Source organism: Streptomyces sp. NPDC042002, from assembly GCF_055588305.1.
The window spans coordinates 85,674-110,364 of the sequence record NZ_JBVJCT010000027.1 but is presented as its reverse complement, the minus strand read 5'-3'; the positions used below and the strand labels follow the sequence as shown (position 1 = coordinate 110,364).

The following is a 24,691-nucleotide window of genomic DNA, read 5'->3' as shown; positions in this document are numbered from 1 at the left end:
GACTCCTCGCATCTGGTTCACGTACCAACAAGTAGCTTCGATGATGCTACCCGTCAGTAATAAGAAGCAACCCCGGGTGGGCCATATGTGGCCCACTACTCTTTGACGCATGTACGGCTACGAGCAGAACGCGGGCGCCCAGCAGGGGTACGTCCCGCCGCAGCAGCAGATGCCCGGCCAGATGCCTGGCGGACAGATGCCGGGCGGGTACGGCCAGCAGCCGCCCCTGTATCCCGAGCCGTCCCCGCCGTCCCTTCCGGACGCGGTCCGCGCGTTCACCACGGGGTCCATGGCCGCCGAGGACTTCCAGCAGGTCTTCGCCACGTCGAAGGTGTACTGCCCGCGCGGGGACAACCCCGGATTCCTGGCGCTGCACAACACCCAGCAGCCTGTCATCCCGATGTTCACCTCGCTCAAGGAACTGCGCCGGTACGCGGGCAAGGAGTCCAAGTACTTCGTGATCACCGGAGCCGAGGTGATCGACCTCCTGCCCACGGGCTACGGCTTCGTGATCGACATGGAGGGTGAGCACCGGATGGTCTTCGACGCTAAGGCCGTGGAGCAGATGGTGGACTTCGCGATGCGCCGTATGTACGGCTGACGGGCCGCATCCACGGCTGACGGGCCGCCGCGGGCCGGGTCGACGGGCCACCGTCCGAACGATCGGTGGCCCGCCGTCCGCACGGCCGCACTGCCTCACGAACACGTGACGCCCGGAGGGAATGCCCTCCGGGCGCGCGTCGTTACGGGTAGCAGAAAGTTCAATCCTCAACTAAACTCGAAGCACAAGGAGGTACCGACATGCCCGCAGTGACTGTCGAGAACCCGCTGGCCCTGCCCCGAGTGGCGGCGCCGGCCGACGCCGTGGAGCGTCCCGTGCTGGCCGTGACGACCGCGCCCAGTGGCTTCGAGGGCGAGGGTTTCCCGGTCCGCCGCGCGTTCGCCGGGATCAACTACAAGCACCTCGACCCGTTCATCATGATGGACCAGATGGGTGAGGTGGAGTACGCGCCGGGCGAGCCGAAGGGCACCCCCTGGCACCCGCACCGCGGCTTCGAGACCGTGACGTACATCATCGACGGCATTTTCGACCACCAGGACTCCAACGGTGGCGGCGGCACGATCACCAACGGTGACACGCAGTGGATGACGGCCGGTTCCGGTCTGCTCCACATCGAGGCGCCGCCGGAGCACCTCGTGATGTCGGGCGGGCTCTTCCACGGGCTCCAGCTCTGGGTGAACCTGCCGGCCAAGGACAAGATGATGGCCCCGCGGTACCAGGACATCCGGGGCGGCACGGTGCAGCTCCTCAGCACCGCGGACGGCGGCGCGCTCCTGCGCGTCATCGCCGGTGAGCTCGACGGCCACCAGGGACCGGGCATCACGCACACCCCGATCACCATGGTCCACGCCACCCTGCGGCCCGGCGCCGAGATCACCCTGCCGTGGCGCGAGGACTTCAACGGCCTCGCGTACGTCCTCGCCGGACGCGGCAGCGTGGGCGCGGACCGCCGCCCGGTCCACACCGGCCAGACCGCCGTGTTCGGCGCGGGTTCCTCGCTGACCGTCCGCGCGGACGAGAAGCAGGACTCCAACACGCCGGACCTGGAGGTCGTCCTCCTCGGAGGGCGGCCGATCCGTGAGCCGATGGCCCACTACGGGCCGTTCGTGATGAACACCCGTGACGAGCTCCAGCAGGCCTTCGAGGACTTCCAGAAGGGCCGCCTGGGGACCATCCCGGCGGTGCACGGGATGTCGGAGGGCGGGCTGTAGGCCCTCCCCGGGGCCTTCCGAGGATTCCCGGCGCCCTCGTGAGCGATGGAGCGCGGAGAAGCCCCGTCCGGTAGCCGGACGGGGCTTCTCCGCGCCCCGCGCGAGCGCTGCCTCCGCGGGCCTCCTCCCCCGTTCGGGCTCTCCCGGGCGCCGGTTCGGCTGACGCATGGTCAGCTGGCAGGGTGCAGCTACTCCCTGAGGGTGCCCGGCGGTTGGCGGCCTGGTGTGCCGTGATCCTGCTGGCCGCCGGTGTGGGATGGGTGGGGATCCTGCTGTGCGGGGAGTTCCGTACGGCGGTGGTGCCGGTGCTGCTCGCGCTGCTCGGGACCGCCCTGCTCGGGCCGCTGTACCGGCGGATGGTCAAGGCGCGGATCAACCGCTCGCTCGCCGCCGCCCTGACCTGCGTCGCGGTGGCCGTCGTGGTCGGCGGCGCCGTCTACGTCGTCGTCGCCGCGCTTTTCCACACCGGCGCCCAGATCGTGTCCTCGCTCCGGCAGGCCTCGCGTTCCGTCGCCGAGCACTTCGGCGCGGCGGGTACCTCGCTCGACGACATCGCCGCCAACTCCAAGGACCTGCTGGCCAAGTTCGGCGGCACGGCCGCGTCCAACGTCGTCAGCGGTGTCAGCGTCGTTGCCGAGACCCTCGCCATGGGTTTCCTCGCCCTGCTGCTCGTGTTCTTCTTCCTGCGCGACTCGCACCGGGTGGCCGGATCCCTGCGGTCGCTGGCGCCCCGGGGGACCGCCGACGTCGTCGAGGCCATGGCCCGGCGCGCCTTCGCGGCCGTCGAGGGCTTCATGCGCGGGACGACGATCATCGCGCTCATCGACGCCCTCTGCATCACCGTCGGGCTCCTGGTCCTGCGCGTCCCGGGCGCCGTCGGGCTCGGCGCGCTGGTCTTCGTGGGGGCGTACATCCCGTATCTCGGCGCGTTCCTCTCCGGCGCGGTGGCCGTCCTGGTCGCGCTCGCCGACCGAGGGTTCGTCATCGCCCTGTGGACGCTCGGGCTCGTGCTCGCGATCCAGATGCTGGAGGGATACGGCCTCCAGCCGATGATCCAGAGCCGGCAGGTGCAGATGCATCCGGCGGTGGTGCTGCTCGCGATCACGGCGGGCGCGTCCGTCGCGGGCGTCCTCGGCATGCTGCTCGCCGTACCGCTGACGGCGGCAGTCTTCGGCGTGGTGCACGAACTCCGTCTGCTTTACGCGCCCGAGGGAGCCGAGGGACCGGAAGGACCGGCGGCGCCGGGATTCCCCGGAGTGCCGGGGGCACCGGGACCGTCCGAGGACTCGTAGCCGTCCGCGGGGCCCGTGACCACCGGTTCGCCGAGGTCCGTGCTCTCCCCGAGCGCCTCCCACGCGTCGAGCAACGCGGAGTCGTCCGAGGTCCCGGGCTTGCCGGATTCCGTGTCCGGGGCCTCGGAGAACTCGAACCAGATGCTCTTGCCCTCGCCCCGCGGGTCCACCCCCCACGCGTCCGCGAGCATTTCGACGAGCACCAGGCCGCGCCCGGACGACGCCAGTTCCCCCGGATGGCGCCGGTGCGGCAGGTCGTCGCTGCCGTCGGTGACCTCGACCCGCATCCGCCGCTTGGCCGGTTCGCCCGTCACCTCGGCGACGAGCAGCGCGTCGGCGTCGGTGTGCACGAGGACGTTGGTGACCATCTCGGAGACTAGGAGGACCGCGGAGTCGAGCTGGTCGGCGGAGGCCCAGTCGTGCAGGAGCTCCCGCAGCTGCTGACGGGCGTCCGCGATCCGCTCGGGCTCGGCCTGCGCGACGGTCAGCATCGTGCGGCGCGCCGTCGGCCGTACCGTCGGGGCCGTGTCGTCGTAGGCGCCCTCCACACCCAGCCGGGACAGCAGCAGCACCGCTATGTCGTCCTCGCGCCGGTCGGCCAGCGGACCGGTGGTGTGGTGGGAGGAGGGCCCGTGCACGGCCTGGACGAGCGCGTCGGCGAGCGACTCCATGTCGCCGTCGTGGGATTCGAGCGTCCGGCGGATACGGCGCCAGCCGGTGTCGAGGTCGTGGCCGCCGGTCTCGATGAGCCCGTCGGTGCAGATCAGCATGGTCTCGCCCGGCTCCAGGACGAGCCGGGTGGTCGGGTAGTCGGCGTCCGGGTCGATGCCGAGCGGCAGCCCGCCCGCCGTGGGCCGCATCAGCACCGTCCCGTCCGCCATGCGTATCGCGGGGTCGGGATGCCCGGCGCGGGCGATGTCGAGCGTCCCGGTCGCCGGGTCGACCTCGACGTACAGACAAGTCGCGAAGCGCACATCGGCGGGATCCGCCGGGTCCTCGCCGTCGTCGGCGCCGCCGCTCGATCCGTAGGTCACCGAGTCGGTGACTCCGTAGAGGAAACGCGAGGCCCGGGACAGCACCGCGTCGGGGCGGTGGCCTTCGGCGGCGTACGCGCGCAGGGCTATCCGGAGCTGGCCCATCAGGCCTGCCGCGCGGACGTCGTGGCCCTGCACGTCGCCGATGGCCAGGGCGTAGCGGCCGGCGGGCAGCGGGATCATGTCGTACCAGTCGCCCCCGACCTGGAGGCCGCCGCCGGTCGGGACGTAGCGTGCGGCGACGCTCATGCCCGGCATCTGCGGGCCGAGCGTCGGCATCATCGAGCGCTGGAGGCCGTCGGTCAGCTCCCGCTCGGTCTCGGCGGTGCCGGCGCGTGAGAGGGCCTGCGCGAGCATGCGGGCGACGGTGCTGAGGACCGAGCGCTCGTCGGGCGTGAAGGTGACCGGATACGTGAAGGCCGCCATCCACGCGCCCATGGTGCTGCCGGCGACGGTGAGCGGGAGGAACGCCCACGACTGCCGTCCGAAGCGCTGGGCGAGCGGCCAGGACGCCGGGTAGCGGTCCTTGTAGTCGTCGGGGGTGGAGAGGTAGACCGCACGGCCCGTACGGACGACCTCGGCGGCCGGATAGTCCGTGGCCAGCGACATGTGCGAGAAGGGTCCCTCGTCGCCCGGCTGGTGCCCGTGATGGCCGATGATCGTCAGCCGGTCGCCCTCCGCGCCGAAGACGGCGAGTCCGTCCGGTGAGAAGCCGGGCATCGACAGCCCCGCGGCCACCCGCAGTACCTCCGCCGTGGACCGGGCCTCGGCCAGCGCCCGTCCGGCGTCCAGCAGGAACGCCTCCCGCGAGCGGCGCCAGTCCCCGGTGACGGGGGTGCGCGCGGCGGCTCCCGGAGGCGGTTCGCTGACCTCCTGAAGGGTGCCGATCAGCTCGTACTGCCCGGTCTCGGGGTCGATGAGCGGCTTGGAGCGGCTGCGGACCGTGCGGAGCACCCGGCCGTGCTCGTCCATGATCCGCATCCGGGCCTCGGCGAGCGTGCCCTCGGCCACGGCGAGCTGCACCACTCCGTCCATCTCGTTCCAGTCGACGGGATGGAAGTGGGAGCGTGCGCCCGCCTCGGAGAGCGTCCTCGGCTCCGCGGGCATGCCGATGAGCCGTGCGGCCTCCGCGTCGAAGGTGAAGAGGCCCGCGGCGCTGTCCCAGCGCCACACGCCGGTCGCCAGAGTGGCCAGGACGTCCCCCACAGTGGGCAGGGGCTCTCCAGTGCGCATGCGCCCACTGTATGAACAGGTGATCGGTGCCTGCCACCGATGCCGTCCGGGGCGCTGAGCGGTGGCGGAGCGGTCAATGATGGGGAGGTGATCCCGGGCTGCCCGGTACCCTGGGGGTGTTTCACGTGAAACAGGCCCTCTATCCGCGAAGACTGGATGAACGACGATGCATCGGTACAGGTCCCACACCTGCGGCGAGCTCCGCGCCTCTGACGTCGGCAGCGACGTCCGGCTGAGCGGCTGGCTGCACAATCGCCGAGACCTGGGTGGCATCCTCTTCATCGATCTGCGCGACCACTACGGCATCACGCAGCTCGTCGCCCGCCCGGGCACGCCCGCCTACGAGGCCCTCGACAAGGTCTCCAAGGAGTCGACCGTCCGCATCGACGGCAAGGTCGTCTCGCGCGGTACGGAGAACGTGAACCCCGACCTGCCGACCGGCGAGGTCGAGGTCGAGGTGAGCGAGGTCGAGCTGCTCGGCGCCGCCGCGCCACTGCCGTTCACGATCAACGCCGAGGACGGGGTCAACGAGGAGCGGCGCCTGGAGTACCGCTTCCTCGACCTGCGCCGCGAGCGCATGCACCGCAACATCCTGCTGCGTACGGCCGTGATCTCCGCGATCCGTCACAAGATGACGGCGCTGGGCTTCAACGAGATGGCGACCCCGATCCTCAGCGCCACCTCCCCCGAGGGCGCGCGCGACTTCGTGGTCCCCTCCCGGCTGAACCCGGGCAAGTTCTACGCGCTCCCGCAGGCGCCGCAGCAGTTCAAGCAGCTGCTGATGATCTCCGGCTTCGACCGCTACTTCCAGATCGCGCCCTGCTTCCGCGACGAGGACGCCCGCGCGGACCGTTCGCCGGGCGAGTTCTACCAGCTCGACGTGGAGATGTCCTTCGTCGAGCAGGAGGACGTGTTCCAGCCCATCGAGAAGCTCATGACGGAGCTGTTCGAGGAGTTCGGCGGTGACCGTCACGTCACCTCCCCCTTCCCGCGCATCCCGTTCCGCGAGTCGATGCTGAAGTACGGCTCCGACAAGCCGGACCTGCGGGCCCAGCTGGAGCTCGTCGACATCACCGACATCTTCGAGGGCTCCGAGTTCAAGGCCTTCGCGGGCAAGCACGTGCGCGCGCTGCCGGTGCCGGACGTGTCCGGCCAGTCGCGGAAGTTCTTCGACGGTCTCGGTGACTACGCGGTCGAGCAGGGCGCCAAGGGCCTGGCCTGGGTGCGCGTGGGCGAGGACGGCTCGCTGACCGGCCCGATCGCCAAGTTCCTCACCGAGGAGAACGTCGCCGAGCTGACCAAGCGCCTCTCGCTGGCCCCCGGCCACGCGGTGTTCTTCGGCGCGGGCGAGTTCGACGAGGTCTCGAAGATCATGGGCGCGGTGCGGGTCGAGGCCGCGAAGCGCTCGGGCAACTTCGAGGAGAACGTCTTCCGCTTCTGCTGGATCGTCGACTTCCCGATGTACGAGAAGGACGAGGACACCGGCAAGATCGACTTCTCGCACAACCCGTTCTCGATGCCGCAGGGCGGTCTGGAGGCCCTGGAGACCCAGGACCCGCTGGACATCCTCGGCTGGCAGTACGACATCGTCTGCAACGGCGTCGAGCTGTCCTCCGGCGCGATCCGGAACCACGAGCCCGAGATCATGCTCAAGGCCTTCGAGATCGCGGGCTACGACCGGGAGACCGTCGAGGAGCAGTTCGCCGGCATGCTGCGCGCCTTCCGCTTCGGCGCCCCGCCGCACGGCGGTATCGCCCCGGGCGTCGACCGCATCGTCATGCTGCTCGCGGACGAGCCGAACATCCGCGAGACGATCGCGTTCCCGCTCAACGGCAACGCGCAGGACCTGATGATGGGCGCGCCCACGGAGCTGGACGAGACGCGGCTGCGCGAGCTGCACATCTCGGTGCGCAAGCCGCAGCCGAAGTAGGCGGCGCGGCCGAAGCAGGTCTCGCAGTCGGTGGGCAGCGCGGGCTGAGGCAGGCCTCGCGGCCGAAACAGGCAAGGCGTTTACGGAAGTGGCTCGGAACCAGCGATGGTTCCGGGCCACTTTTGCGTGGCGTGCGAAACCACAGTCCGCACCCATGCTGCTGACAGGTCGGCTCCCTACCGTCCGGCGCATGACTGACACCCAAGGACCCGCTGAGCCCCAAGGACCCGCGTACAAACGGAACATGACCCGGCGCAAGGTCGTCGTCGTAGGTGGAGCGGCCGTGGCGGCTGTGGGCGTGGGCGGCGGTATCGCCGCTACCGCGTCCGCGGACGAGGTCACGACCGGCAGAGCGGCGGCCGCGTCGGGCGCGGAGACCTGCTACACGCTGACCTCGGAGACCACCGAGGGCCCCTACTACATCGACGCGGACAAGATCCGTCAGGACATCACCGAGGACCAGGAAGGCATCCCGCTGACCCTTGAGCTCAAGGTGATCGACGCGGACACCTGCAAGCCGGTCAGGAACGCCGCGGTGGACATCTGGCACTGTTCGGCGCTGGGCGTGTACTCCGGCTACGAGGCGATGAGCAACGGCGGTGGCGGCGGCGGTCCGTCGGGCGGTCCCACGGATGTCCCGTCCGGCACCCCCACGGGCACGCCGACCGGCGAGCCCCCGACCGGCGGGCCGCCCGGAGGCGGTGGCGGTCACGCCGAGCCCACCGACGACAAGCGGTATCTGCGCGGCACCTGGAAGACGGACCGGCACGGCCACGTCACCTTCAGGACGGTCTTCCCCGGCTGGTACCGGGGCCGTTGCGTCCACATCCACGTGAAGGTCCATGTGGACGGCACGTGGACCGACGCGGGCTACGAGGGCGGCCACACCTGCCACACGGGCCAGCTCTTCTTCGCGGAGAAGGCGGTTCTGGCGTCGGCGGAGGTCGCCCCGTACTCCACGAACACGACCACCCGCACGACGCTGGACGAGGACACGATCTACCCGGACAACGGTCACGAGGGCGGGCTGCTGTACCTCTCGTACAACAAGCGGCACATCGCCAAGGGCGTCCACGCCCACCTGACCCTGGGCGTCGCCCCCGACGAGACCCACGACAGCACGGACACCCAGCCGAGCGCGTCGGCCACGTCGTCCTGACCCTCGACACACGGGGGCCCGGACCACGCCGGGTTCCGGGCCTCGACTCCCTGACAGGCAGAGGCCCGGAAGCCGCTGGTTCCGGGCCCCTTTCCGTCCGGGACCCGATCAGTCGTGCTCCGGAGTGCCCTCCGGGGCGCTCAGGTGTCGTACGTGCCGTCCCACGGTTCTGCGAAGCCGAGGCGGTCCGGGTACAGCTCGGCCCAGGGCTCGCCCTCGTCCACGCCGGTCAGCAGGCCGAACAGCACGCCGTCGACGGTGAGCTGGAACGGGCGTATCGCGATGTCCGTGTACGAGCGCCGGGGCAGGCTGCGCAGCAGTTTCGCCAGGTGGACGCGGGCGCGGGACAGCACCGAGTATTCGCCCTGGGAGGCTCGTTGCTGTTCGGCCCAGGTGCCGGCGCACCAGACCTCCGAGTCGCGGTAGCGGCCCTCGGCGTCGAAGGTGTGGAGCACCGTGTACAGACGTTTGTGCTCTTCCCAGCCGTCGTCGGGACGGAACCCTTCGGGGAAGGCGTACGTGATCGACGCCAAAAACTGACCGTCCGCGTACCGGCCGATTGTCTCGGTGCGGTGCTTCGGTTCGTAGGCGATCGGAATGACCTCGGGGACTGCCATGGCGGAAACCATACGGGTGACCGAGGGCCTTGTGGCGCCGGGGTCCATTACGGATCGGCGGCATCGGACAGAGGGTGGCTTTCCCGGCTCTTTGCCGGGTCTTAACCACCCTCTCACCTGGCCCTCGGCGATGGGAAAGGGGGCAGCGGACGGTCGTCCGCTGCCCCCTTTCCCGGCCGGGAGGCCTCAGGAGATCGACCGGTATCCGCTCCAGCCGGTGGCTATTTTCGTGCGGGAGCCGAACGACCCCTTGCCGTCTCCGTTGTTGCGGTAGAGGTTGCCGCTCGTGTCCCGGGAGACCAGGTCGGCCCTGCCGTCGTCGGTGATGTCACCGACGACGGCGACGGTGTTGTAGGAGCCGCCCCAGTCGCCGAACACCTTGACCCTGGCGGCGAAGGTGCCGTCCCCCTTGCCGCTGTAGCGGTAGAGGGTGTCGGACGTGTCCTGGGCGAGCAGGTCGCCGATGCCGTCGCCGTCGAGGTCACCGGCCCCGACGATCTTCTTGTAGCCCTTCCAGGCGTCGTAGAGCTTCGCACGGGCCGACAGCGTGCCCGTGCTCGTCCCCTTGTAGAGGTAGACGGTCCCGGTGGACGCGACACGCGCGATCAGGTCGGGTCGGCCGTCGCCGCTCACGTCGCCCGGCGAGGTCAGGACGTCGTACTGGGTCCAGCCGCTGCTCGCGAGCGTGGTGTACGACGTTTTCGGGGTGACCGCGGCGCCGCAGTGCGGCTTGTACGCCCGCAGGGCGCCGCTGCTCAGCCGGACCAGGACGTCGTTGCAGCGGTCGCCGTCGAGGTCGCCGAACGGCACGGCCTTGATGCCGGCGGCCCAGCCGGAACCGCTGATCTTCTCGCCGAACGTGCCCCTGCCGGTACCCGACTGGAAGGTCAGGCCGCCGGACGAGTTCAGGGTGAGGAGGTCGCCGCGGCCGTCGGGTCCGTCGGGGCTGCCGAAGTCGTGCCGTACCGGTGTGCCGCTCAAGAGGAAGCCCTTGCCGGTCGACGCGGTGACCGGCGAAGCGGTGCCGATGCCGGTGGCCTTGAGGGTCCAGGTGAACTCCCCGTTGGGGAAGCGGGCGTTGTCGACCGTCGTGCCGTACCAGTCCGTGGCCACCGAGACGGTGGACGCGCCCCCGGTGACCGTGCGGGTGGCCTTGCCCTTCGCGCCGCTCTGGACCGAGGCGAAGGTGACCGACCAGGAGGTGACGGGGCGGGAGAGCAGCCAGGAGCCGTGGAAGGGCATCGTGGGGTAGGCGTAGTCCGTCGCCTCGGACTTGAAGGCCGTCACGGCCGACGGGGTGACGCCGGTCCGGGCGACGTGCGTCCGCTCGTACGGGTCGGTCCAGGCCACCAGGCCCGTGTACTCGTCCACGGTCCACTTGAAGCGGCGGTCCGTGGCGAGGCCGGTGTCGGCGACATCGGTCGCGAGCACGCGGCTGGTGCCGGTGGCCGCGTCCGTCAGCAGCAGGGTGCCCGCGGTGCGGTCGTGGCGGACGGTGAAGCCGTCGCCGAGCAGCACGTCGCCGCCGCTCACCGCGCGGGAGGTGGCGGCCTTGGTGTCGTACACGCCGGCCGAGCCGTCGGCGCACGCCCAGTACACCCAGCGGCCCGCCGCCTGGAGTTCGCCCGGCACGCAGGACAGGCCGGGGACGGTCACCGTGGTGAGGGTCTTGCCCTCGGTCAGGCTGTAGGAGGTCAGCTTGCCGGTGGTGGAGGCGCCCCACAGGGTGGAGCCGTTCAGGGCGGCGGCGCGCACGGAGCGCTTCAGCAACTGCGCCTGCCCGAACTGCCCGACGTACTGGGCCGGGGAGGCGCCCCCGGAGTCGTAGACGGCGTAGTTGTCCGAGACGTCGACGATGTGGCCGCCCGTGGTGCCGAACTCCAGGGACCAGTCGGAGGAGCCGTCGTCGATGGCGACCAGTCGGTCAATGCCGCGCGAGCCTGGGGCGGTGGTGGTGAGGAAGGCGTCCCTGGAGCCGTCGGCGAGATTGCCCCAGAGCATCGAGCAGCTCGCGCCCGTGTACGGACAGGCCGGCTGCACCTTGTCCCCGGCCTCGGGAGCGGAGGCGGTGAGCTGCCCGCCGACCACGGCGAGCGTGCGCAGCGAGGTGGTGTCCATGGTGCCGCTCGGGTCGTCCTCGGCGACGCGGAGGCTGCCGCGGCTGAGCGCCAGGCCGGTCTTCGCGTTCTCCGTCGCCGGGATCCGGGCGAGCCGGCCCAGGCCGGGCGTGCCGTCGGCGGCCTCGGTGAAGCGCCGCACCCACCAGTCGCTCGCGCCGCTGCCGCCGGTGACGAGGGCGGTGTCGCCGGACGCGCGGAGCACGTACGCCCCCGCCTTGGCCGCCAGGGTCTGCGAGGAGCCGTCCTTCAGGGAGTCGGCCCGCAGCGTGCTGGTCCCGGTGCCGGTGTCCAGCGGGAGCAGCAGCCAGTCGCCGGTGAGCACCGGGGCGCCGTCGAGCTGGGCACCGGGCGAGGGCAGGTCGATCACCTGCTCGGCGGCGCCGGGGTCCGTGCGGGGCTTGACGTGCAGAGTGCCGCTGGCGGAGCTGTACCAGCCGATCCAGTCGTCGTCGAGGACGTCGTACCGCTGCGACTGCGGGCCGGAGAAGGCCAGGGTGGCGGTGGCCGTCGCCAGGTCGAGGTAGTACACGTCACTGCCGAACCCGAAGAGCACGCCGTGCGCGTCGGCGGCCCTGACGCTGAGCGACTCGATCCGCATGTTGTCGGGCTTGATCGCACGGGACCGCCAGACGCCGTCGACGAGGTCGTGCACCGACCACTCGGTGAGGACCGTCCGTCCGGCCAGCCCCCGGTACGCCTCGTCCGAGGTGAACGACGACGTCGTCCGGGTCGCCGGGTCCCACAGGGCCACGGAACCGGCCGACGGCAGCGCGACCAGGTCGCTGTCGCTGCCGTACCAGGCGACCGCGCAGTTCGGCCCGCCGAGGCTTGCGCAGGAACCCGAGGGGGCGTACACCCCGTCGGCGGTCCTCACGACCGTGCTGGTGCCGTCGGCGTAGTCCGTCCACAGCAGCCCGGTGATCCCGGTCTGCCGGTGCAGGAAGCCGCTCGCGCCGGCCACCAGCGGGCGGTCGGCGCGCGGTTGTGCGTCGGCGGGGTCGGTCAGGGTGATCTCGGAGGCGGTCCCGGCCGGTGCGGCCGGGTCCGCCGAGGCGCCGTTCTGCGGCAGAACGGCGATGGTGGCGGCCGCCACGGCGACCGCTATGGCGGAGACGGCCGCGGCAAGGCCGCGCCGTCCCGGGGCGTGTCTGCCCATGCGAACTGTCCCTCCCCACGAGGGCCTCCGCCCTCGTACAAGTGCGCGGATGCTAACAGGAGGTGACGGTCGGTCCGATGGTCAGGGTACGGTAAAGCCGCTGGTGGGGTGATGTTCACCGGACGGCCGTGGGAGACCCGTGGCATGCGAGGAGCCCGGGAACGGATCGTTCCCGGGCTCCTGTCGAGCGGTCGCCGTTACTCCGGTGTGCCGCCGAAGCGCTCCTTGTACGACTCCAGGTCCTCGTCCGTGATCTTGGCGAAGAGGACCGGGGGAACGGTGAAGGGGGTTCCGGCGGGGAGGAAGGACAGGGCGCGGGCCTCGTCGGCGCTCACCCAGGTCGCCGTGTCGTCCGCGAGGGCGAAGGCCGAGCGCATCGCGCGGGCGGACGCCGGGATGAAGGGCTCCGAGACCACCGAGTACAGGTGGATCAGGTTCATCGCCGTGCGGAGCGTCAGCGCCGCGCCCTCGGGGCTGGTCTTGATCTCCAGCCAGGGGGCCTTCTCCTCCAGGTAGGAGTTGCCCGCGGACCACAGGGCGCGCAGCGCGGCGGCGGCCTTGCGGTACTGGAGGGCTTCCATCTGGGTCTCGTACTCCGCGAGCAGGCCCGCGATCTCCACGCCCAGCTTCGCCTCGGCCTCACCGGCCTCCGAACCCGCCGGGACCTCCTCGCCGAAGCGCTTCTTGGAGAAGGACAGGACGCGGTTGACGAAGTTGCCGAGGGTGTCGGCCAGGTCCTTGTTCACCGTGGTGGTGAAGTGCTCCCAGGTGAACGAGGAGTCGTCCGACTCGGGGGCGTTCGCGATGAGGAAGTAGCGCCAGTAGTCGGCGGGCAGGATGTTCAGCGCCTGGTCCGTGAAGACACCGCGCTTCTGGGACGTGGAGAACTTCCCGCCGTAGTACGTCAGCCAGTTGAAGGCCTTGACGTAGTCGACCTTCTTCCACGGCTCGCGCACGCCCAGCTCGGTGGCCGGGAACATGACGGTGTGGAAGGGCACGTTGTCCTTCGCCATGAACTGCGTGTAGCGGACCGGGTTCTCGCCGGAGTCCGCGTCGTACCACCAGGACTTCCAGTCACGGTTCTCAGCGTCCTGGCCGGACTGGTCGGCCCACTCCTTCGTCGCGCCGATGTACTCGATCGGGGCGTCGAACCAGACGTAGAAGACCTTGCCCTCGGCCGCCAGCTCCGGCCAGGTGTCGGACGGGACCGGGACGCCCCAGTCCAGGTCACGGGTGATCGCGCGGTCGTGCAGGCCCTCGGTCAGCCACTTGCGGGCGATGGAGGAGGCGAGCTGCGGCCACTCGGCCTCGTGGCGGGCCACCCACTCCTCGACCTCGTGCTGGAGCTTCGACTGGAGGAGGAAGAGGTGCTTCGTCTCGCGGACCTCCAGGTCCGTCGAGCCGGAGATCGCCGAACGCGGGTTGATCAGGTCCGTGGGGTCCAGGACGCGCGTGCAGTTCTCGCACTGGTCGCCGCGGGCCTTGTCGTAACCGCAGTGCGGGCAGGTGCCCTCGACATAGCGGTCCGGGAGGAAACGGCCGTCGGCGGGCGAGTACACCTGCCGGATCGCGCGCTCCTCGATGAAGCCGTTCTCGTTCAGGCGGCGCGCGAAGTGCTGGGTGATGTCACGGTTCTCCGGGCTTGAGCTGCGGCCGAAGTAGTCGAAGGCCAGCTCGAAGCCGTCGTACACGGCCTTCTGCGCGTCGTGCGCCTGCGCGCAGAACTCGTCGACCGGCAGGCCGCGCTCCTTGGCCGCCAGCTCGGCGGGGGTGCCGTGCTCGTCCGTCGCGCAGATGTACAGGACGTCGTGGCCGCGCTGGCGGAGGTACCGGGAGTACACGTCCGCCGGGAGCATGGACCCCACCATGTTGCCCAGGTGCTTGATCCCGTTGATGTACGGAAGGGCGCTGGTGATGAGGTGTCGAGCCATCGCGGGCTGCTCCCAGGTCGCTGCGTGGGGCGACGATCGCGTCGGATTTCCGGTGGGCGGCTCGTCGCCGGTGAACCTTGAAATCGTATCCGACATGGGTGGGCCGCCCGCTTCCCGTTTTAAGGCGTGGGAAGGGGGCGGCCGGGGTGGTGGTCGGACAGGGGGCTACGGGCGCCAGTTCTCCAGCACGCCGTCGTAGACCTCGACGTCCGTCAGCTCGCGCGGGGTCGGGCCCGCGTGGAAGAAGGCCGTGTTCCCGGTCTTCAGCCGGCGCAGGTAGTCGAAGGCCTTGTTGTCGTGCTCGCCGAAGGCGACGAAGGAGAAGAAGACGCCCGGGTGGTCCTTCGCCGCGTCCGTGAGGGACTGGGTGGCGGGGGTCTTGGCGTCGGGTGCGCCGTCCGTCTGGAAGATCACCAGGGCCGGGTCGGTGGTGCCCGACCCCTGGTAGTGGGTGAGGACTTCCTTCACGGCGGCGTGGTAGCTCGTACGGCCCATGCGGCCGAGGCCGGCGTGCAGGTCGTCGACCTTGTTCTCGTGCTCGGCGAGCGTGAGAGCGCCGGTGCCGTCCAGCTCGGTGGAGAAGAAGACGACGTGGACGGTCGCGTTCGGGTCCAGGTGGGCGGCGAGGGCGAGGGCCTGCTCGCCGAGGGCCTGGGCGGAGCCGTCCTTGTAGTACGCGCGCATGGACGACGAGCGGTCGAGTACGAGGTAGACCTTGGCGCGTGCGCCGGTGAGGTCCCGCTTCTGGAGCGCGGTACCCGCTTCCTGGTACGCCGTGACCAGGGCCGGGGCTTCCGCCCTGACGTCGGCTGCCGTGACGGCGGAGGCACCCGGCGTCGCCGCGGCTTCGCCTTCGGCCGCAACCGGCTCCGCCTCGGCTTCGCCCTCGGTCACGTCGGCTTCCGCCTCGGCGACGTCGGCTTCCGCCTCGGCTTCGCCCTCGGCGTCTTCGTTCCCACCCGCACCATCCGTGCGGCTTTCGACGTCGGCTGCGGGTGCCACCTGCGGGACCTCGCCGCCGTCGGCGACCGCGGGCTCGTCCACCTGCGCGGTCACCGGAGTGACCTCCTCGGCGACGGCCGGCTCGGCCTCGACGATCTGCTCGGCCTCGGGCTCGGCGACGGCCTCCGTCTCGGCGACGGGCGTGGTCTCGATGACCGGCTCCGCCTCCGCGGCGGGCTCGGGCTCGACCGGAGCCGCAGCCTCGGCAACGGGCTCGGCCTCTACGGCTGCTTCCGGCTCGGCGACGGGCTCCGCCTCGGTGACCGGCTCGGCCTCGGGCTCGGCAGCGGCTTCCGCCTCGACGACCGGCTCGGCCTCGGGCTCGGCAGCGGCTTCCGCCTCGGTGACCGGCTCGGCCTCGGCTCTGGGTTCGGCCTCCGCGACCGGCTCCGCCTCGACCTCGGCGGCAGCCTCGACCTCGGCCTCAGCCGCGGCCACGGGCTCAGCCTCGGCCTCGACGACCGGCTCGACCTCGACGACCGGCTCGGCCTCAGCAACGGGCTCCGTCTCGGTGACGGGCTCGGCCTCGGCCTCAGCGGTCGGCTCGGCCTTGACCTCGGCCTCGGCCTCAGCGACAGCGTCCGTCTCGGTGACGGGCTCGGTCTCGGCGGTCGCCTCGGCCTCGGCCTCGGCGACGGGCGCCGCCTCCGCTTCGGGGGCGACGGCGGGCTCGGTCTCTGTTGCTGCCTCTGCCGGCGCTTCCGGGGTTTCCTCGGCCGGGTGCTCTGCCGCAGGCGTCTCTTCCGCGGAAGGGGACGGGGTCTGCTTCGGCACTGTCACGTTGTCGAAGGCGGCCGACACCAGTTCGTCGACCACGGAGGGCGTGGGCTCGGACGCGGGAGCCGGGACGGTGGCCTCGGCCTCCGGTACGGGGGTGGAGGCCGGCTCGGCCTCCGGAGAAAGCGTCGGCTCCGCGGCGGGAGCCGGGACCGTCGCGGTCGACGTGGCCTCTCGCGAGGTCTCCGCGTCGGCGTCACGACCCTTGCGTGAGCGGCCGATCGCATTCCGCAGGAGAGTGAGAATGCCCATGTGCGCAACCCTTCGCGTGAGTTGATCCCGTCAATCCCTGGCCAGGACGGACACGTAAGGTTAGCGGCCATAGATGGTGATCTTCGGCAGGGGCGGCACACCGGACGACCGTCACGTCAACCCCCTTGCGGCGCCCACTGGTTCACTTTCCTACCGCGGTGATTTGTCAGAATTTGGGGTTTCACCGCGCGTCTTCCCCTGATATCACGCTTGTGTGAAGGGATCGCAAGGGGAGGGTAAAGGGGAGGGTGAGGCGCGTCCGGACTCCGGTGCCGCTTCGGTCAGTGCGGCGAGGCGATCGATCTGGCCGCCGCCACCTCCTGCCGCACCGGTTCGAGCACGCTGTCCGAGGGCCCGGTGAGTTCGGCGCGGACGGCGACGAGCACGTCCGTCTCGCGCAGTCCCTCGGACAGTTCCCGCAGCTGGCGCGCGATGCTGGAGATCTCGGCGGCGGACGGCTCGGCCGCGCCCTGTTTGACGCGGACCCGGGCGGCGGTCGTCGCGTCCACGATCCGTTCGACGGCGACGACGAGCGGCATCCAGGCGGCGGCGCGGCGTCCGCTCGGGGGCGGTTCGGTCAGGGCGCGCTGGAACTCCGTACGGATGGAGGACAGGTCGCGGTACAGGCGGCGCCTGCTGCGGGCGCGGGCCGCGGGCTCGGCGGCGTCCCCGAAGGCCAGCTCGACATGGCCGGCGGTGTCGGCGACCGCGTCCGCGAGCCGGTCGCCCACCCGGGCGCGCCAGCTCTCCGGCCAGAGGAGGTAACCGGCGACCAGGGCGATGGCGCAGCCGACGAGGGAGTCGACGAGGCGGGGGGCGATCAACCCGGTGCCCTGGTGGTTGAGGATGTCGGACAGCAGGAGGATCACCGGGGTGATGGCGGCGGTCTGATAGCCGTAGCCCCGGGGGGTCAGGGCCGGGATGAGCGCGGCGAGCAGCATCAGCACGGGTACGTCCCACCAGCCGCGCGGCACGACGGTCAGCACGGCCGCCGCGACCACGAGGCCCGCGACCGTGCCGAGCGCGCGCAGCAGTGCCCGGGAGAAGACCGAGCCGTAGTCGGGTTTCATGACGAACGTGATGGTGAGCGCGACCCAGTACGAGCGTGGCACCGCGACGGTCGAGACCAGCACCTGGCCGAGGCCGATGCACAGGGCGAGGCGGACGCCGTAGCGCCAGGAGGCCGCTGACAGCAGGACGTTGCGGGTGGCGCGGGCGGCGCGGACCCGGAGCGCGGCGGGCCGGCCGAGACGGTCGTCGAGGGCGTGCGGGTCGGGGGACCGTTCCGTCACGACGTCGGCGGCGTGCCGCAGGGCGTGGTCGACGGCGCGCGCGGTCTCGTCGGCCGGAGTGGGCAGCCGCAGTTCCAGGGGGCCGGTGCCGCCGGTCTCGACGGTCTCGGCGAGCCGGCGTACGGCGGCCGGGATTTCGGCGGAGAGCGGTTTGCCCCGCTGGTGGGCGGCGGGTGCGGCCTCGACGACGGGGGTGACGGCGTTGAGCTGGGCGAGCAGCCGGACGAGGTCGGGGCTGCGGCCGTGGTGGAACGCGCGCCGGGCGAGGACGATGTCGTACGACTCGTTCAGGGACCGGGTGACGGCGAGGCGGAGGCGTTCGTAGTCGTCGGTGCCGCTCGCGGCGAGCAGGTCCGCGGCCGTGCGGTAGGTGCTCGCGACGGCGGACCGCTCCGGCACCCCCGAGCGCAGCGGCCAGGCGAGCAGGGTCAGCGCGAGGACGAGGAGCCCGCCGCCGGACATCAGCAGCGGGGCGAGCCACCAGGCGCCGGGCAGCGGAAGCCCGGCGCCGATCACGCAGTTGAGGAGCAGCAGCAGTCCGGTGACGGAGGCGACGGCGCCGATCGACGAGACCATCCCGGAGACCAGGGCGACCCCGGTCAGGGCGACGACGGCGACCCAGCCGTGGCCGAAGACCGCGGCGCCGATCGTGACGCCGATCGCGCCGAAGAACTGTGGGAAGGCGATGTTGAAGATCCGCATGCGGTACGCGTCCGCGGTGTCGCTGATGACTCCGGACAGCGCGCCCATGGAGGCCAGGGCGCCGTACGCGGGCTGTCCGTAGGCGAGGCCGACGGCGAGGGGGAGCGACAGGGCGACGGCGGCGCGGGCGGTGGCGGCCCGGTTGACGGGCACCCGCTGCGGTTTGAGGTTCCTGACCAGCCAGTCGGGAGGGGTGAGGCCGACGGGGAACGCGCGGGACATGGCGCAAGTATGACGGTTTCCCGCGGGTTTCCTCCGGTTCGGTCCCGCCGGTGGAGGGTGAGGTCGACGACGAGGGCGCGGTGGTCGCTGCCGCTGATCCGCAGGAAGACGGCCCGCTCGGCGGAGAAGCCGGCGGAGACGAGGACGTGGTCGATCTGCGCGCCGAACGCCGGTGTGGTCCTGGCAGGCCAGCTCGGGGCGCGCGGTGAACCGGCGAGCCGGGCGCTGTCGCGCAGCCCGGTGTCCAGGATGCGGCGGAAGACGGCGTGATCCTGGGAGGCGTTGAAGTCCCCGGCGAGCAGGGTTGGTTCGTGCGACTTCGCGGCATAGTCGCGCAGTTCGCCCAATTCGTGCCATCATAGGTCGAGTTGGCCGGGGAGCGGAGGCATCGGATGCGCGAGTCGCCGGCGGCGCCTTGCGTGCGCTCGGGGCGGAGTCGGGCGCCCACGCGGGTCGACTGCTCGGCCGGAGTCAGGCGCCCACGCGGGTCGACGGCTCGGCCGGAGTCTGCCGTGGCGCCTCGGCCGCTCGCCGGTAGCGCGCGTACGCGTCGGCCAGTGCGGCGGTCAGCGCCACCGTCAGACCCGCGGCCAGCAGCAGCCAGCTGACGAACCGGAGGGTCTCGGTGAGGGCGTCGTACACCGCGCCCGCGGCCATGCGGGACACATCGGGCGGCAGGTCGTCGAGGGTGAGTCTGCGGCCGACGGTGATCGCGACACCGAGCAGCGCGGCGCCCAGCGCGGTGCCGAGGCCCGTCGCGAGGACCGCCCGGCGGCGGCGCACGGCGATGACGATCCCGATCGCCGCGAAGACGACCGACGCCACCGGCAGCCAGAAACCGGCGACTTCGAGCACGTGGAACCCCTTCCTGAGCTGGGCCAGGTCCTCGGCTTCGAGCACGGTGACCTCGGTGTGCTCGACGGGGATCCGGTCGGCCAACGGCATGTGGTCGTCGGCGAGTCGGCGCTTGACCCGCTCGGTGACGGGCGCGAGGTCGACGGTCACTGCACCCTCGTGGTCCTCGCGCAGCGCCCGCATCACGGCGTCGTGCGCGGCCATGTTGGCGGCCTCCCACGCCGTGCGGTACGCCTCGGTCTCGGTGAACGAGCGCACGGCGTCCCGCACGAAGTGGTTCACCGGCCCCTGGAGCCTCGGCCGTACGTGGACCTCGCGCAGGATGTCGTCGGTGACGCCGGCCGCGATGGCGTCCCGGACGTCGTCGTCGGCGGCGAGCGGCGCCATGCTGGCCTCGTACCGCTCGGAGTCGCCGAGCCCGTACGTCGCCCACGTCGACAGCGCGCCGAGCGGCGCGAGGAGGCAGGCGAGCACGATCAGCACGGCCGACAGAGCGCTCCGGACACGAGGGGACACGTCTTCAGGCAAGGCGTCGCGGCCCCCGAACGCGACCGGGTTGACTGCAAATGGGCGCATACGACAAGCCGAACGGGCAGCCGCCGCGGTCGCAAGGCCGCCGGTGACCTCGCCCTGGACCTCGCCGGAGGACACCCGGCGGCGTGGCTCACCCCCGTGCATCCCAGTGGCCCCAAGGGCTTTGGTCGCTCCGGTGGAGCCCTCACCCGAACGGGTGTTTCCTGGATCTGGGGAAAAGGAGGCCGATATGCGCACCACCCCGGCCCTGCGGACTCTTGCCGCGGCCCTGCTCAGCGGCGGTGTACTGACCGTCGCGGCCGCCGGCACCTCCATGGCGGCGGTTCCGTCGGCGCACACCGGCGACGGTGGCGGCTCCGGCAGTCCCGTCTGGGGCACCGTCGTCTCCCGTGGAGAACTGAACGTGCGGCTTCAGCCCAGCACGAGGTCGCCCGTCGTCGGCTCGCTCTCACCGGGCAGCCAGGACCGCGTCCAGTGCGCGGTGAGCGGGCAGAGCGTCTCCGGCAACACCAGTTGGTACTGGCTCGTCGGTGCCCATGCCTGGGCCAGCGCGGCCTTCGTCGACACCGGCGGCCAGCGGGTGCCGAGTTGCTCGGACCCGTGTCCCGACCAGAAGGACGGGACGTGGCACAACGCGCACTGGGACAACAACCGGAACCCGGCGAACGACCCCGGCTGGAGTGTGACGGCCTCCGGTTCCTGGACCTTCACCGTCTCCAGCGCGTGGAGCTGGACCGTGTCCGGCTCCTCCTCGAACTCCTGGGACTGGGTCCCAGGTGGCAGGTGAGTAGGTGAGTGAGGGAGACGCATGAGGCCCCGGCAGTCCGCCGGGGCCTCGTGCGCCATGTGCGCCGTGTGCCGTTCCGGCGTCCTACGACGTCGGAACGGCACACATGCGACGTACGACGTCAGCTCGTCCTTCCCGCCGCGTCCTCGTGCGTGTAGTAGCGGTAGAAGGCCACCGCGTACACGCTCGCGGCGACCGCCAGCGACATGAACACGGACCGCAGGACGGTCGCGTCGGTCTGGCTGTACAGGAAGCCGAACGCGCAGCCCGCGAACACGGCCCACGCCAGTGCGTGCATCTCGCGCCGCAGCGTGGGCGCCAGTATGCGGACGCCTATGTAGGCCGCCGCGAACGCGATGGCGCACACGAAGCCGAACAGCACGTTCCAGCCCGTGATGCCACCGGCGTTCCGGTTGATGGCGGCGGCCCAGTAGCCGTAGACGAGCCCGCCGGCGACGGGTATCGCCCACTTCGCGATCGTGTGGGTCTGTTCCCCGAAGACGTCGGTCGATCCTGATGTACGTGGTGTCCCTGACACGGGTGCGGCTTGAGCCATGGAAGGACTCCTCTCTGCTCGCCCCGCCTTCCAGGTCACACCTCGCCGAAGCCCCTGGCAAGTCGGGGCGGCACCCACTCCGGACACCCCCCGGCATCCCACCCGGTCACCCCCGGCATCCTCCCCGTAACCCCCGCGGCACCCGCGTCCGCCGCTCCGCCGTTCCGCCGGGATGCGGTGATCATGGTCGCGTGCTTCGCTGAGGTGCATGAAGCTCGTACTTTTTGGTGCCACCGGCATGGTCGGCAGCCGTATCGCCACGGAGGCGTCGGCGCGCGGACACCAGGTCGTCGCGGTCAGCCGGTCCGGACAGTCCCCGGTCCCCGGGGTCGCCGCCACGGCGGCCGACGCCTCGGACGCGGCGAAGGTCGCCGAACTGGTGGCCGAAGCGGATGCGGTGGGGTCGGCCTGCGTCCCGCCCCGGGACGGCTCGGATCCCCGCGAACCCTTCCTCGCCCTCAACCACTCCCTGGTGGAGGGCGTCCGGTCGGCCGGGGTGCAGCGGCTCGTGATCGTCGGCGGCGCGGGCACCCTGGAGGTCGCGCCCGGTGAGGCCGCCTGTGACCAGCCCGACTTCCCCGAGGCCTACCTTCCCGAGGCGCTGGCGCACCGCGACGCCCTCGCCTATCTGCGGACCGACGTCGACGACCTCGACTGGACCTACATCTCACCCGCCGCCGAGATCGGACCAGGCGAACGCACGGGCGAATTCAGGATCGGCGGCGACCGCATGCTGACCGACGCGGAAGGCCACAGCCGGATCAGCGCCGAGGACTACGCGATGGCCTTCGTCGACCAGCTGGAGATGCCCATTCACCCGCACGGCCGCATGTCCGTCGCCTACTGAGAGCACGACAGAAGGAGGCGGTACGGCGAGGTGGCCGACCGGAGATCCGTATTCGGCCGATTCCCGCCCTCCGGGCGGCCGGACGCCGTCCAGCAGCGGAAAACCCTGTGGCCGCGCGGGCGCGGCGTCGCCTGGGTGCCGCTGGTGCTGCTCCTCGGCATCGTGCTGCTCGACGCGAACACCTCCGGCAGATTCCGGCTCATCTCCTGGGTGGCGCTGGTACCGGCCATCGCCGCCGCGATCTGCGGGGTGCCGGGCACGGTGGCCTTCGCCGTGCTGGCGCTGCTCACCTACGTCGCCGTGGACCTCTCGTGGCCGCACCAGTACCGGACGGGTCTGCCCGACCTCATCCTCGTCCTGGCGGGCGGTGTCCTCGCGGTCCTCGCCTGCTCGGTGCGGCTGCGCGGCGAGCGGCGCATGATGCGCATGCGGGACATCGCCGAGACCACCCGGCGCACCGTGCTGCGTCCGATGCCGCCGGACTGGGGCGGCCTGGAGCACGCGGCCGTCTACCTCGCCGCCGACAGCGTCGCCCGCGTCGGCGGCGACTTCTACGACATCCAGCCCGGCCTGCACGGCACCCGTGTGCTGCTCGGTGACGTCCAGGGCAAGGGCCTGGCGGCGGTGGAGGCGGCGGCCGCGCTGCTCGGCACGTTCCGCGAGGCGGGGTACCACGAGCCGGTCCTCGACACGGTCGCCGGGCGGCTGGAGGTCCGGATGCTGCGGCACGTCCGTTACTGCGCGGCGCTCGGCCGTGAGGAGGGAGGCCGTTTCGCGACCGGGGTCCTGGTCGCCTTCCCCGAGGACACGCCGGACACCGTCGAGGTCATCAACTTCGGCCACGAACCTCCGCTCGTGGTCACTGCCGAGGGTGTACGGAGCCTGCCGCCCGGGGACGGACTCCCGCTCGGCCTCGGCGAGTTGACGCCCGAGCCGCCACCGGTGCTCCGGGTCCCGCTCGCGCCCGGCGAGACGTTGCTGCTGGTCACGGACGGGGTGACGGAGGCCCGTGACGCGGCGGGCGACTTCTTCCCGCTCCGCGGCGCCCTCACGAAGGCGCTGGCACGGGACCCGCGCACCGCGGAGCCGCACCTTCTCGTACGGTTCGTGCGCGACGGCACGCTGGACCACTGCGGCGGCCGGCTCGGCGACGACACGACGATCTTCGCCGTACGGCGCCGGGCGCGCGGCGAGCCGCGGACGTAGCGGGAGCCGCGGACGCGGACTCCGGGGCCCTGGGCCGGACCGGGCGTTCGCTCTCTTCGCGTCCCCCCTTTGCATGCGCAGCCGTTACGGTGCTGAGGTACCTGATCGATGGGGGAGGGAACCTATGCCCGGAACCGTGCTGCTCCTCGCGGCCTCGCCGGTGGGCAAGGGGTGTCTGGTGGACGCGGCTTCCGTGCTCCCGGTGCTCGCGGCCGTCGCTCCGTCGGTGCTGTCGGGCACCGACACGGCGAACATCGTCGAACTGGCCGACCCGTTGGAGCCGCAGGCCGTGCTGACCCGGCTGCGCGCGGCGGCGACGGCTCCGGGACCGCTGTCGATGTTCGTGACCGGACAGCTCCAACTGGACCGCAGGCAAAGGCGTCCGCACCTCGCGCTGGCCCGCACCACCCCGGCGACGGTCCGCTACACGGCCTTCCCCTGGCACTGGGTCACCGAGGAACTCCGGCTGCGCCCGCCGGGTTCGACGACCGTGTTCATCGACCTGCACGCGGACGCGGACACCTGGACGTTCCTCGCCGGGCGCCCTCTCACGGTGGGCCCGTCGACCGAGCTGTACGGCCGTGTCGCCCCGCCGCCGTCCCGCCGCAGGGTGGCGCAGCCGACGTACATGAGAGCCGTCGCCACCCTTCTCCGCAGCGGCCACCGGCCTCCCCTCCTCCAGCTCCACCAGCAGGCCCTGACGAGGACATCGGGCGAGGAGACCGCCCGGCCGGGGGCGGCGGACCTGGTGTTCGCACCCGTGCGGCAATGGGCCGGGCAGCCCTGGCCCCCGGCACCGGGGTTCACGACCGTGACGTCACCGCCGGGCACCCCGCCGCCCCCGCTGCTTCAACCGGCCGTGCCGCCCGCGCAGCCCACGCCGCCCGTGACCCTTCCCGGCCAAGCGGCTCAGCCCGTCAGGTCGGCACCGTCCGATCCCCACGAGGAGATCACCGCCGCCGTCCGGGACGGCCGCCACGACGAGGCTCTCGACCTGGCGGGGCGGCGGGAGCGGGAGGCGCTGCGCGCGCACGGGACCGGCTCCGAGCAGGTGCTGCACTGGATGGAGGTACGGGCCGACCTGGCGATGTTCGCGGGGGACCCGGAGCGCAGCTGTCGCGGTTGGCTGGCCCTCGCGGGGACCCGGCTGGACGCGGGGCAGGCGCCGGACGCCCCGGAGGTGGAGTCGGCCGTGGACCGCGCCCACCACCAGTGGGGCCGTATCGACGATCCGGCGCGGGCCCGCGAACTCGGCGCGGAGCTGGCCCGGTTGAGGCTGCGTGTGCCCGGCCGCCGGGAGGGCGCGCTCGACCACGTGCGCCAACAGTTGCGCCAGTTGCAGACTCAGGCATTGAGTCCGCAGGCCTGAGTCCATCGCATTGCTTCCGGGGGTCTGAGCCCGCAGGTCTGTGTC

17 protein-coding genes and 1 pseudogene are annotated in these 24,691 nt (G+C 71.6%); 9 read left to right on the top strand and 9 right to left on the bottom strand.

Annotated features, from left to right (window positions below):
• Positions 1-109 precede the first annotated feature (109 nt).
• From ACZ6KY_RS30395 to ACZ6KY_RS30385, 3 genes are all read left to right on the top strand, one after another.
• Positions 110-601, top strand: coding sequence for an SseB family protein (locus tag ACZ6KY_RS30395; RefSeq protein ID WP_266760725.1), 492 nt, complete (start codon positions 110-112; stop codon positions 599-601).
• Positions 602-801: 200 nt separating this feature from the next.
• Positions 802-1,773, top strand: a complete 972-nt coding sequence (locus ACZ6KY_RS30390; RefSeq protein WP_469313462.1) for a pirin family protein — start codon at positions 802-804, stop codon at positions 1,771-1,773.
• Between the two features lie 182 nt (positions 1,774-1,955).
• Complete coding sequence (locus tag ACZ6KY_RS30385; RefSeq protein WP_469313461.1) at positions 1,956-3,065, top strand: AI-2E family transporter; 1,110 nt, start codon at positions 1,956-1,958, stop codon at positions 3,063-3,065.
• On the opposite strand, the gene ACZ6KY_RS30380 is transcribed toward ACZ6KY_RS30385, so the two are convergent.
• Positions 2,972-5,332 (bottom strand): ATP-binding SpoIIE family protein phosphatase, encoded by a 2,361-nt coding sequence (locus tag ACZ6KY_RS30380; protein WP_469313460.1) that lies wholly within the window; start codon positions 5,330-5,332, stop codon positions 2,972-2,974. The two genes, ACZ6KY_RS30385 and ACZ6KY_RS30380, sit on opposite strands and share 94 nt — an antisense overlap.
• A gap of 166 nt (positions 5,333-5,498) precedes the next feature.
• Here ACZ6KY_RS30380 and aspS point away from each other — a divergent pair, with 166 nt between their 5' ends.
• Positions 5,499-7,262: an aspartate--tRNA ligase gene (gene aspS, locus ACZ6KY_RS30375; protein ID WP_469313459.1), complete on the top strand. Its 1,764-nt coding sequence runs from the start codon at positions 5,499-5,501 to the stop codon at positions 7,260-7,262.
• Positions 7,263-7,452: 190 nt separating this feature from the next.
• The gene (locus ACZ6KY_RS30370; protein ID WP_469313458.1) at positions 7,453-8,421 is read left to right on the top strand and encodes an intradiol ring-cleavage dioxygenase; all 969 of its coding nucleotides are present in this window, start codon (positions 7,453-7,455) and stop codon (positions 8,419-8,421) included.
• A gap of 140 nt (positions 8,422-8,561) precedes the next feature.
• On the opposite strand, the gene ACZ6KY_RS30365 is transcribed toward ACZ6KY_RS30370, so the two are convergent.
• The 7 genes and pseudogenes from ACZ6KY_RS30365 to ACZ6KY_RS30335 form a co-directional block, all read right to left on the bottom strand.
• Complete coding sequence (locus ACZ6KY_RS30365; RefSeq protein ID WP_469313457.1) at positions 8,562-9,038, bottom strand: hypothetical protein; 477 nt, start codon at positions 9,036-9,038, stop codon at positions 8,562-8,564.
• A gap of 186 nt (positions 9,039-9,224) precedes the next feature.
• Positions 9,225-12,314 carry an FG-GAP repeat domain-containing protein gene (locus ACZ6KY_RS30360; protein ID WP_469313456.1) on the bottom strand — a complete coding sequence of 1,030 codons (3,090 nt, stop codon included), beginning with the start codon at positions 12,312-12,314 and terminating at the stop codon, positions 9,225-9,227.
• A gap of 197 nt (positions 12,315-12,511) precedes the next feature.
• Positions 12,512-14,245, bottom strand: a complete 1,734-nt coding sequence (metG, locus tag ACZ6KY_RS30355; protein ID WP_469313455.1) for a methionine--tRNA ligase — start codon at positions 14,243-14,245, stop codon at positions 12,512-12,514.
• A gap of 165 nt (positions 14,246-14,410) precedes the next feature.
• A complete protein-coding gene (locus tag ACZ6KY_RS30350; protein ID WP_469313454.1) occupies positions 14,411-16,276 on the bottom strand; it encodes a VWA domain-containing protein in 1,866 nt (621 codons plus the stop codon).
• 281 nt (positions 16,277-16,557) lie between these two features.
• Positions 16,558-18,492, bottom strand: a complete 1,935-nt coding sequence (locus ACZ6KY_RS30345; protein ID WP_469313453.1) for an FUSC family protein — start codon at positions 18,490-18,492, stop codon at positions 16,558-16,560.
• A 50-nt stretch (positions 18,493-18,542) separates the two neighbouring features.
• A pseudogene (locus ACZ6KY_RS30340) lies at positions 18,543-18,902 on the bottom strand (endonuclease/exonuclease/phosphatase family protein); the annotation flags it as partial.
• Positions 18,903-18,963: 61 nt separating this feature from the next.
• Positions 18,964-19,863, bottom strand: coding sequence for a hypothetical protein (locus ACZ6KY_RS30335; protein WP_469313452.1), 900 nt, complete (start codon positions 19,861-19,863; stop codon positions 18,964-18,966).
• 247 nt (positions 19,864-20,110) lie between these two features.
• Between ACZ6KY_RS30335 and ACZ6KY_RS30330 the strand changes: the two genes are divergently transcribed.
• Positions 20,111-20,668 (top strand): SH3 domain-containing protein, encoded by a 558-nt coding sequence (locus tag ACZ6KY_RS30330; RefSeq protein WP_469313451.1) that lies wholly within the window; start codon positions 20,111-20,113, stop codon positions 20,666-20,668.
• A 121-nt stretch (positions 20,669-20,789) separates the two neighbouring features.
• On the opposite strand, the gene ACZ6KY_RS30325 is transcribed toward ACZ6KY_RS30330, so the two are convergent.
• Positions 20,790-21,224 (bottom strand): hypothetical protein, encoded by a 435-nt coding sequence (locus ACZ6KY_RS30325; protein ID WP_469313450.1) that lies wholly within the window; start codon positions 21,222-21,224, stop codon positions 20,790-20,792.
• Positions 21,225-21,432: 208 nt separating this feature from the next.
• Here ACZ6KY_RS30325 and ACZ6KY_RS30320 point away from each other — a divergent pair, with 208 nt between their 5' ends.
• The 3 genes from ACZ6KY_RS30320 (at position 21,433) to ACZ6KY_RS30310 (ending at position 24,646) form a co-directional block, all read left to right on the top strand.
• Positions 21,433-22,071 (top strand): NAD(P)-dependent oxidoreductase, encoded by a 639-nt coding sequence (locus ACZ6KY_RS30320; protein ID WP_469313449.1) that lies wholly within the window; start codon positions 21,433-21,435, stop codon positions 22,069-22,071.
• 30 nt (positions 22,072-22,101) lie between these two features.
• On the top strand, positions 22,102-23,277 hold the full coding sequence (locus tag ACZ6KY_RS30315) for a PP2C family protein-serine/threonine phosphatase (protein WP_469313448.1): 1,176 nt from the start codon (positions 22,102-22,104) through the stop codon (positions 23,275-23,277).
• A gap of 124 nt (positions 23,278-23,401) precedes the next feature.
• Positions 23,402-24,646, top strand: a complete 1,245-nt coding sequence (locus tag ACZ6KY_RS30310) for a hypothetical protein (RefSeq protein ID WP_469313447.1) — start codon at positions 23,402-23,404, stop codon at positions 24,644-24,646.
• The last annotated feature ends 45 nt before the right edge of the window (positions 24,647-24,691 follow it).

What these genes read in the sequence shown, in the direction of transcription:
- ACZ6KY_RS30395 (WP_266760725.1), top strand. Translation starts at nt 110, where the DNA reads ATGTACGGCTACGAGCAGAACGCGGGCGCCCAGCAGGGGTACGTCCCG.
- ACZ6KY_RS30390 (WP_469313462.1), top strand. Translation starts at nt 802, where the DNA reads ATGCCCGCAGTGACTGTCGAGAACCCGCTGGCCCTGCCCCGAGTGGCG.
- ACZ6KY_RS30380 (WP_469313460.1), bottom strand. Translation starts at nt 5,332, where the DNA reads ATGCGCACTGGAGAGCCCCTGCCCACTGTGGGGGACGTCCTGGCCACT.
- aspS (WP_469313459.1), top strand. Translation starts at nt 5,499, where the DNA reads ATGCATCGGTACAGGTCCCACACCTGCGGCGAGCTCCGCGCCTCTGAC.
- ACZ6KY_RS30370 (WP_469313458.1), top strand. Translation starts at nt 7,453, where the DNA reads ATGACTGACACCCAAGGACCCGCTGAGCCCCAAGGACCCGCGTACAAA.
- ACZ6KY_RS30365 (WP_469313457.1), bottom strand. Translation starts at nt 9,038, where the DNA reads ATGGCAGTCCCCGAGGTCATTCCGATCGCCTACGAACCGAAGCACCGC.
- ACZ6KY_RS30360 (WP_469313456.1), bottom strand. Translation starts at nt 12,314, where the DNA reads ATGGGCAGACACGCCCCGGGACGGCGCGGCCTTGCCGCGGCCGTCTCC.
- metG (WP_469313455.1), bottom strand. Translation starts at nt 14,245, where the DNA reads ATGGCTCGACACCTCATCACCAGCGCCCTTCCGTACATCAACGGGATC.
- ACZ6KY_RS30350 (WP_469313454.1), bottom strand. Translation starts at nt 16,276, where the DNA reads ATGGGCATTCTCACTCTCCTGCGGAATGCGATCGGCCGCTCACGCAAG.
- ACZ6KY_RS30345 (WP_469313453.1), bottom strand. Translation starts at nt 18,492, where the DNA reads ATGTCCCGCGCGTTCCCCGTCGGCCTCACCCCTCCCGACTGGCTGGTC.
- ACZ6KY_RS30330 (WP_469313451.1), top strand. Translation starts at nt 20,111, where the DNA reads ATGCGCACCACCCCGGCCCTGCGGACTCTTGCCGCGGCCCTGCTCAGC.
- ACZ6KY_RS30325 (WP_469313450.1), bottom strand. Translation starts at nt 21,224, where the DNA reads ATGGCTCAAGCCGCACCCGTGTCAGGGACACCACGTACATCAGGATCG.
- ACZ6KY_RS30320 (WP_469313449.1), top strand. Translation starts at nt 21,433, where the DNA reads ATGAAGCTCGTACTTTTTGGTGCCACCGGCATGGTCGGCAGCCGTATC.
- ACZ6KY_RS30310 (WP_469313447.1), top strand. Translation starts at nt 23,402, where the DNA reads ATGCCCGGAACCGTGCTGCTCCTCGCGGCCTCGCCGGTGGGCAAGGGG.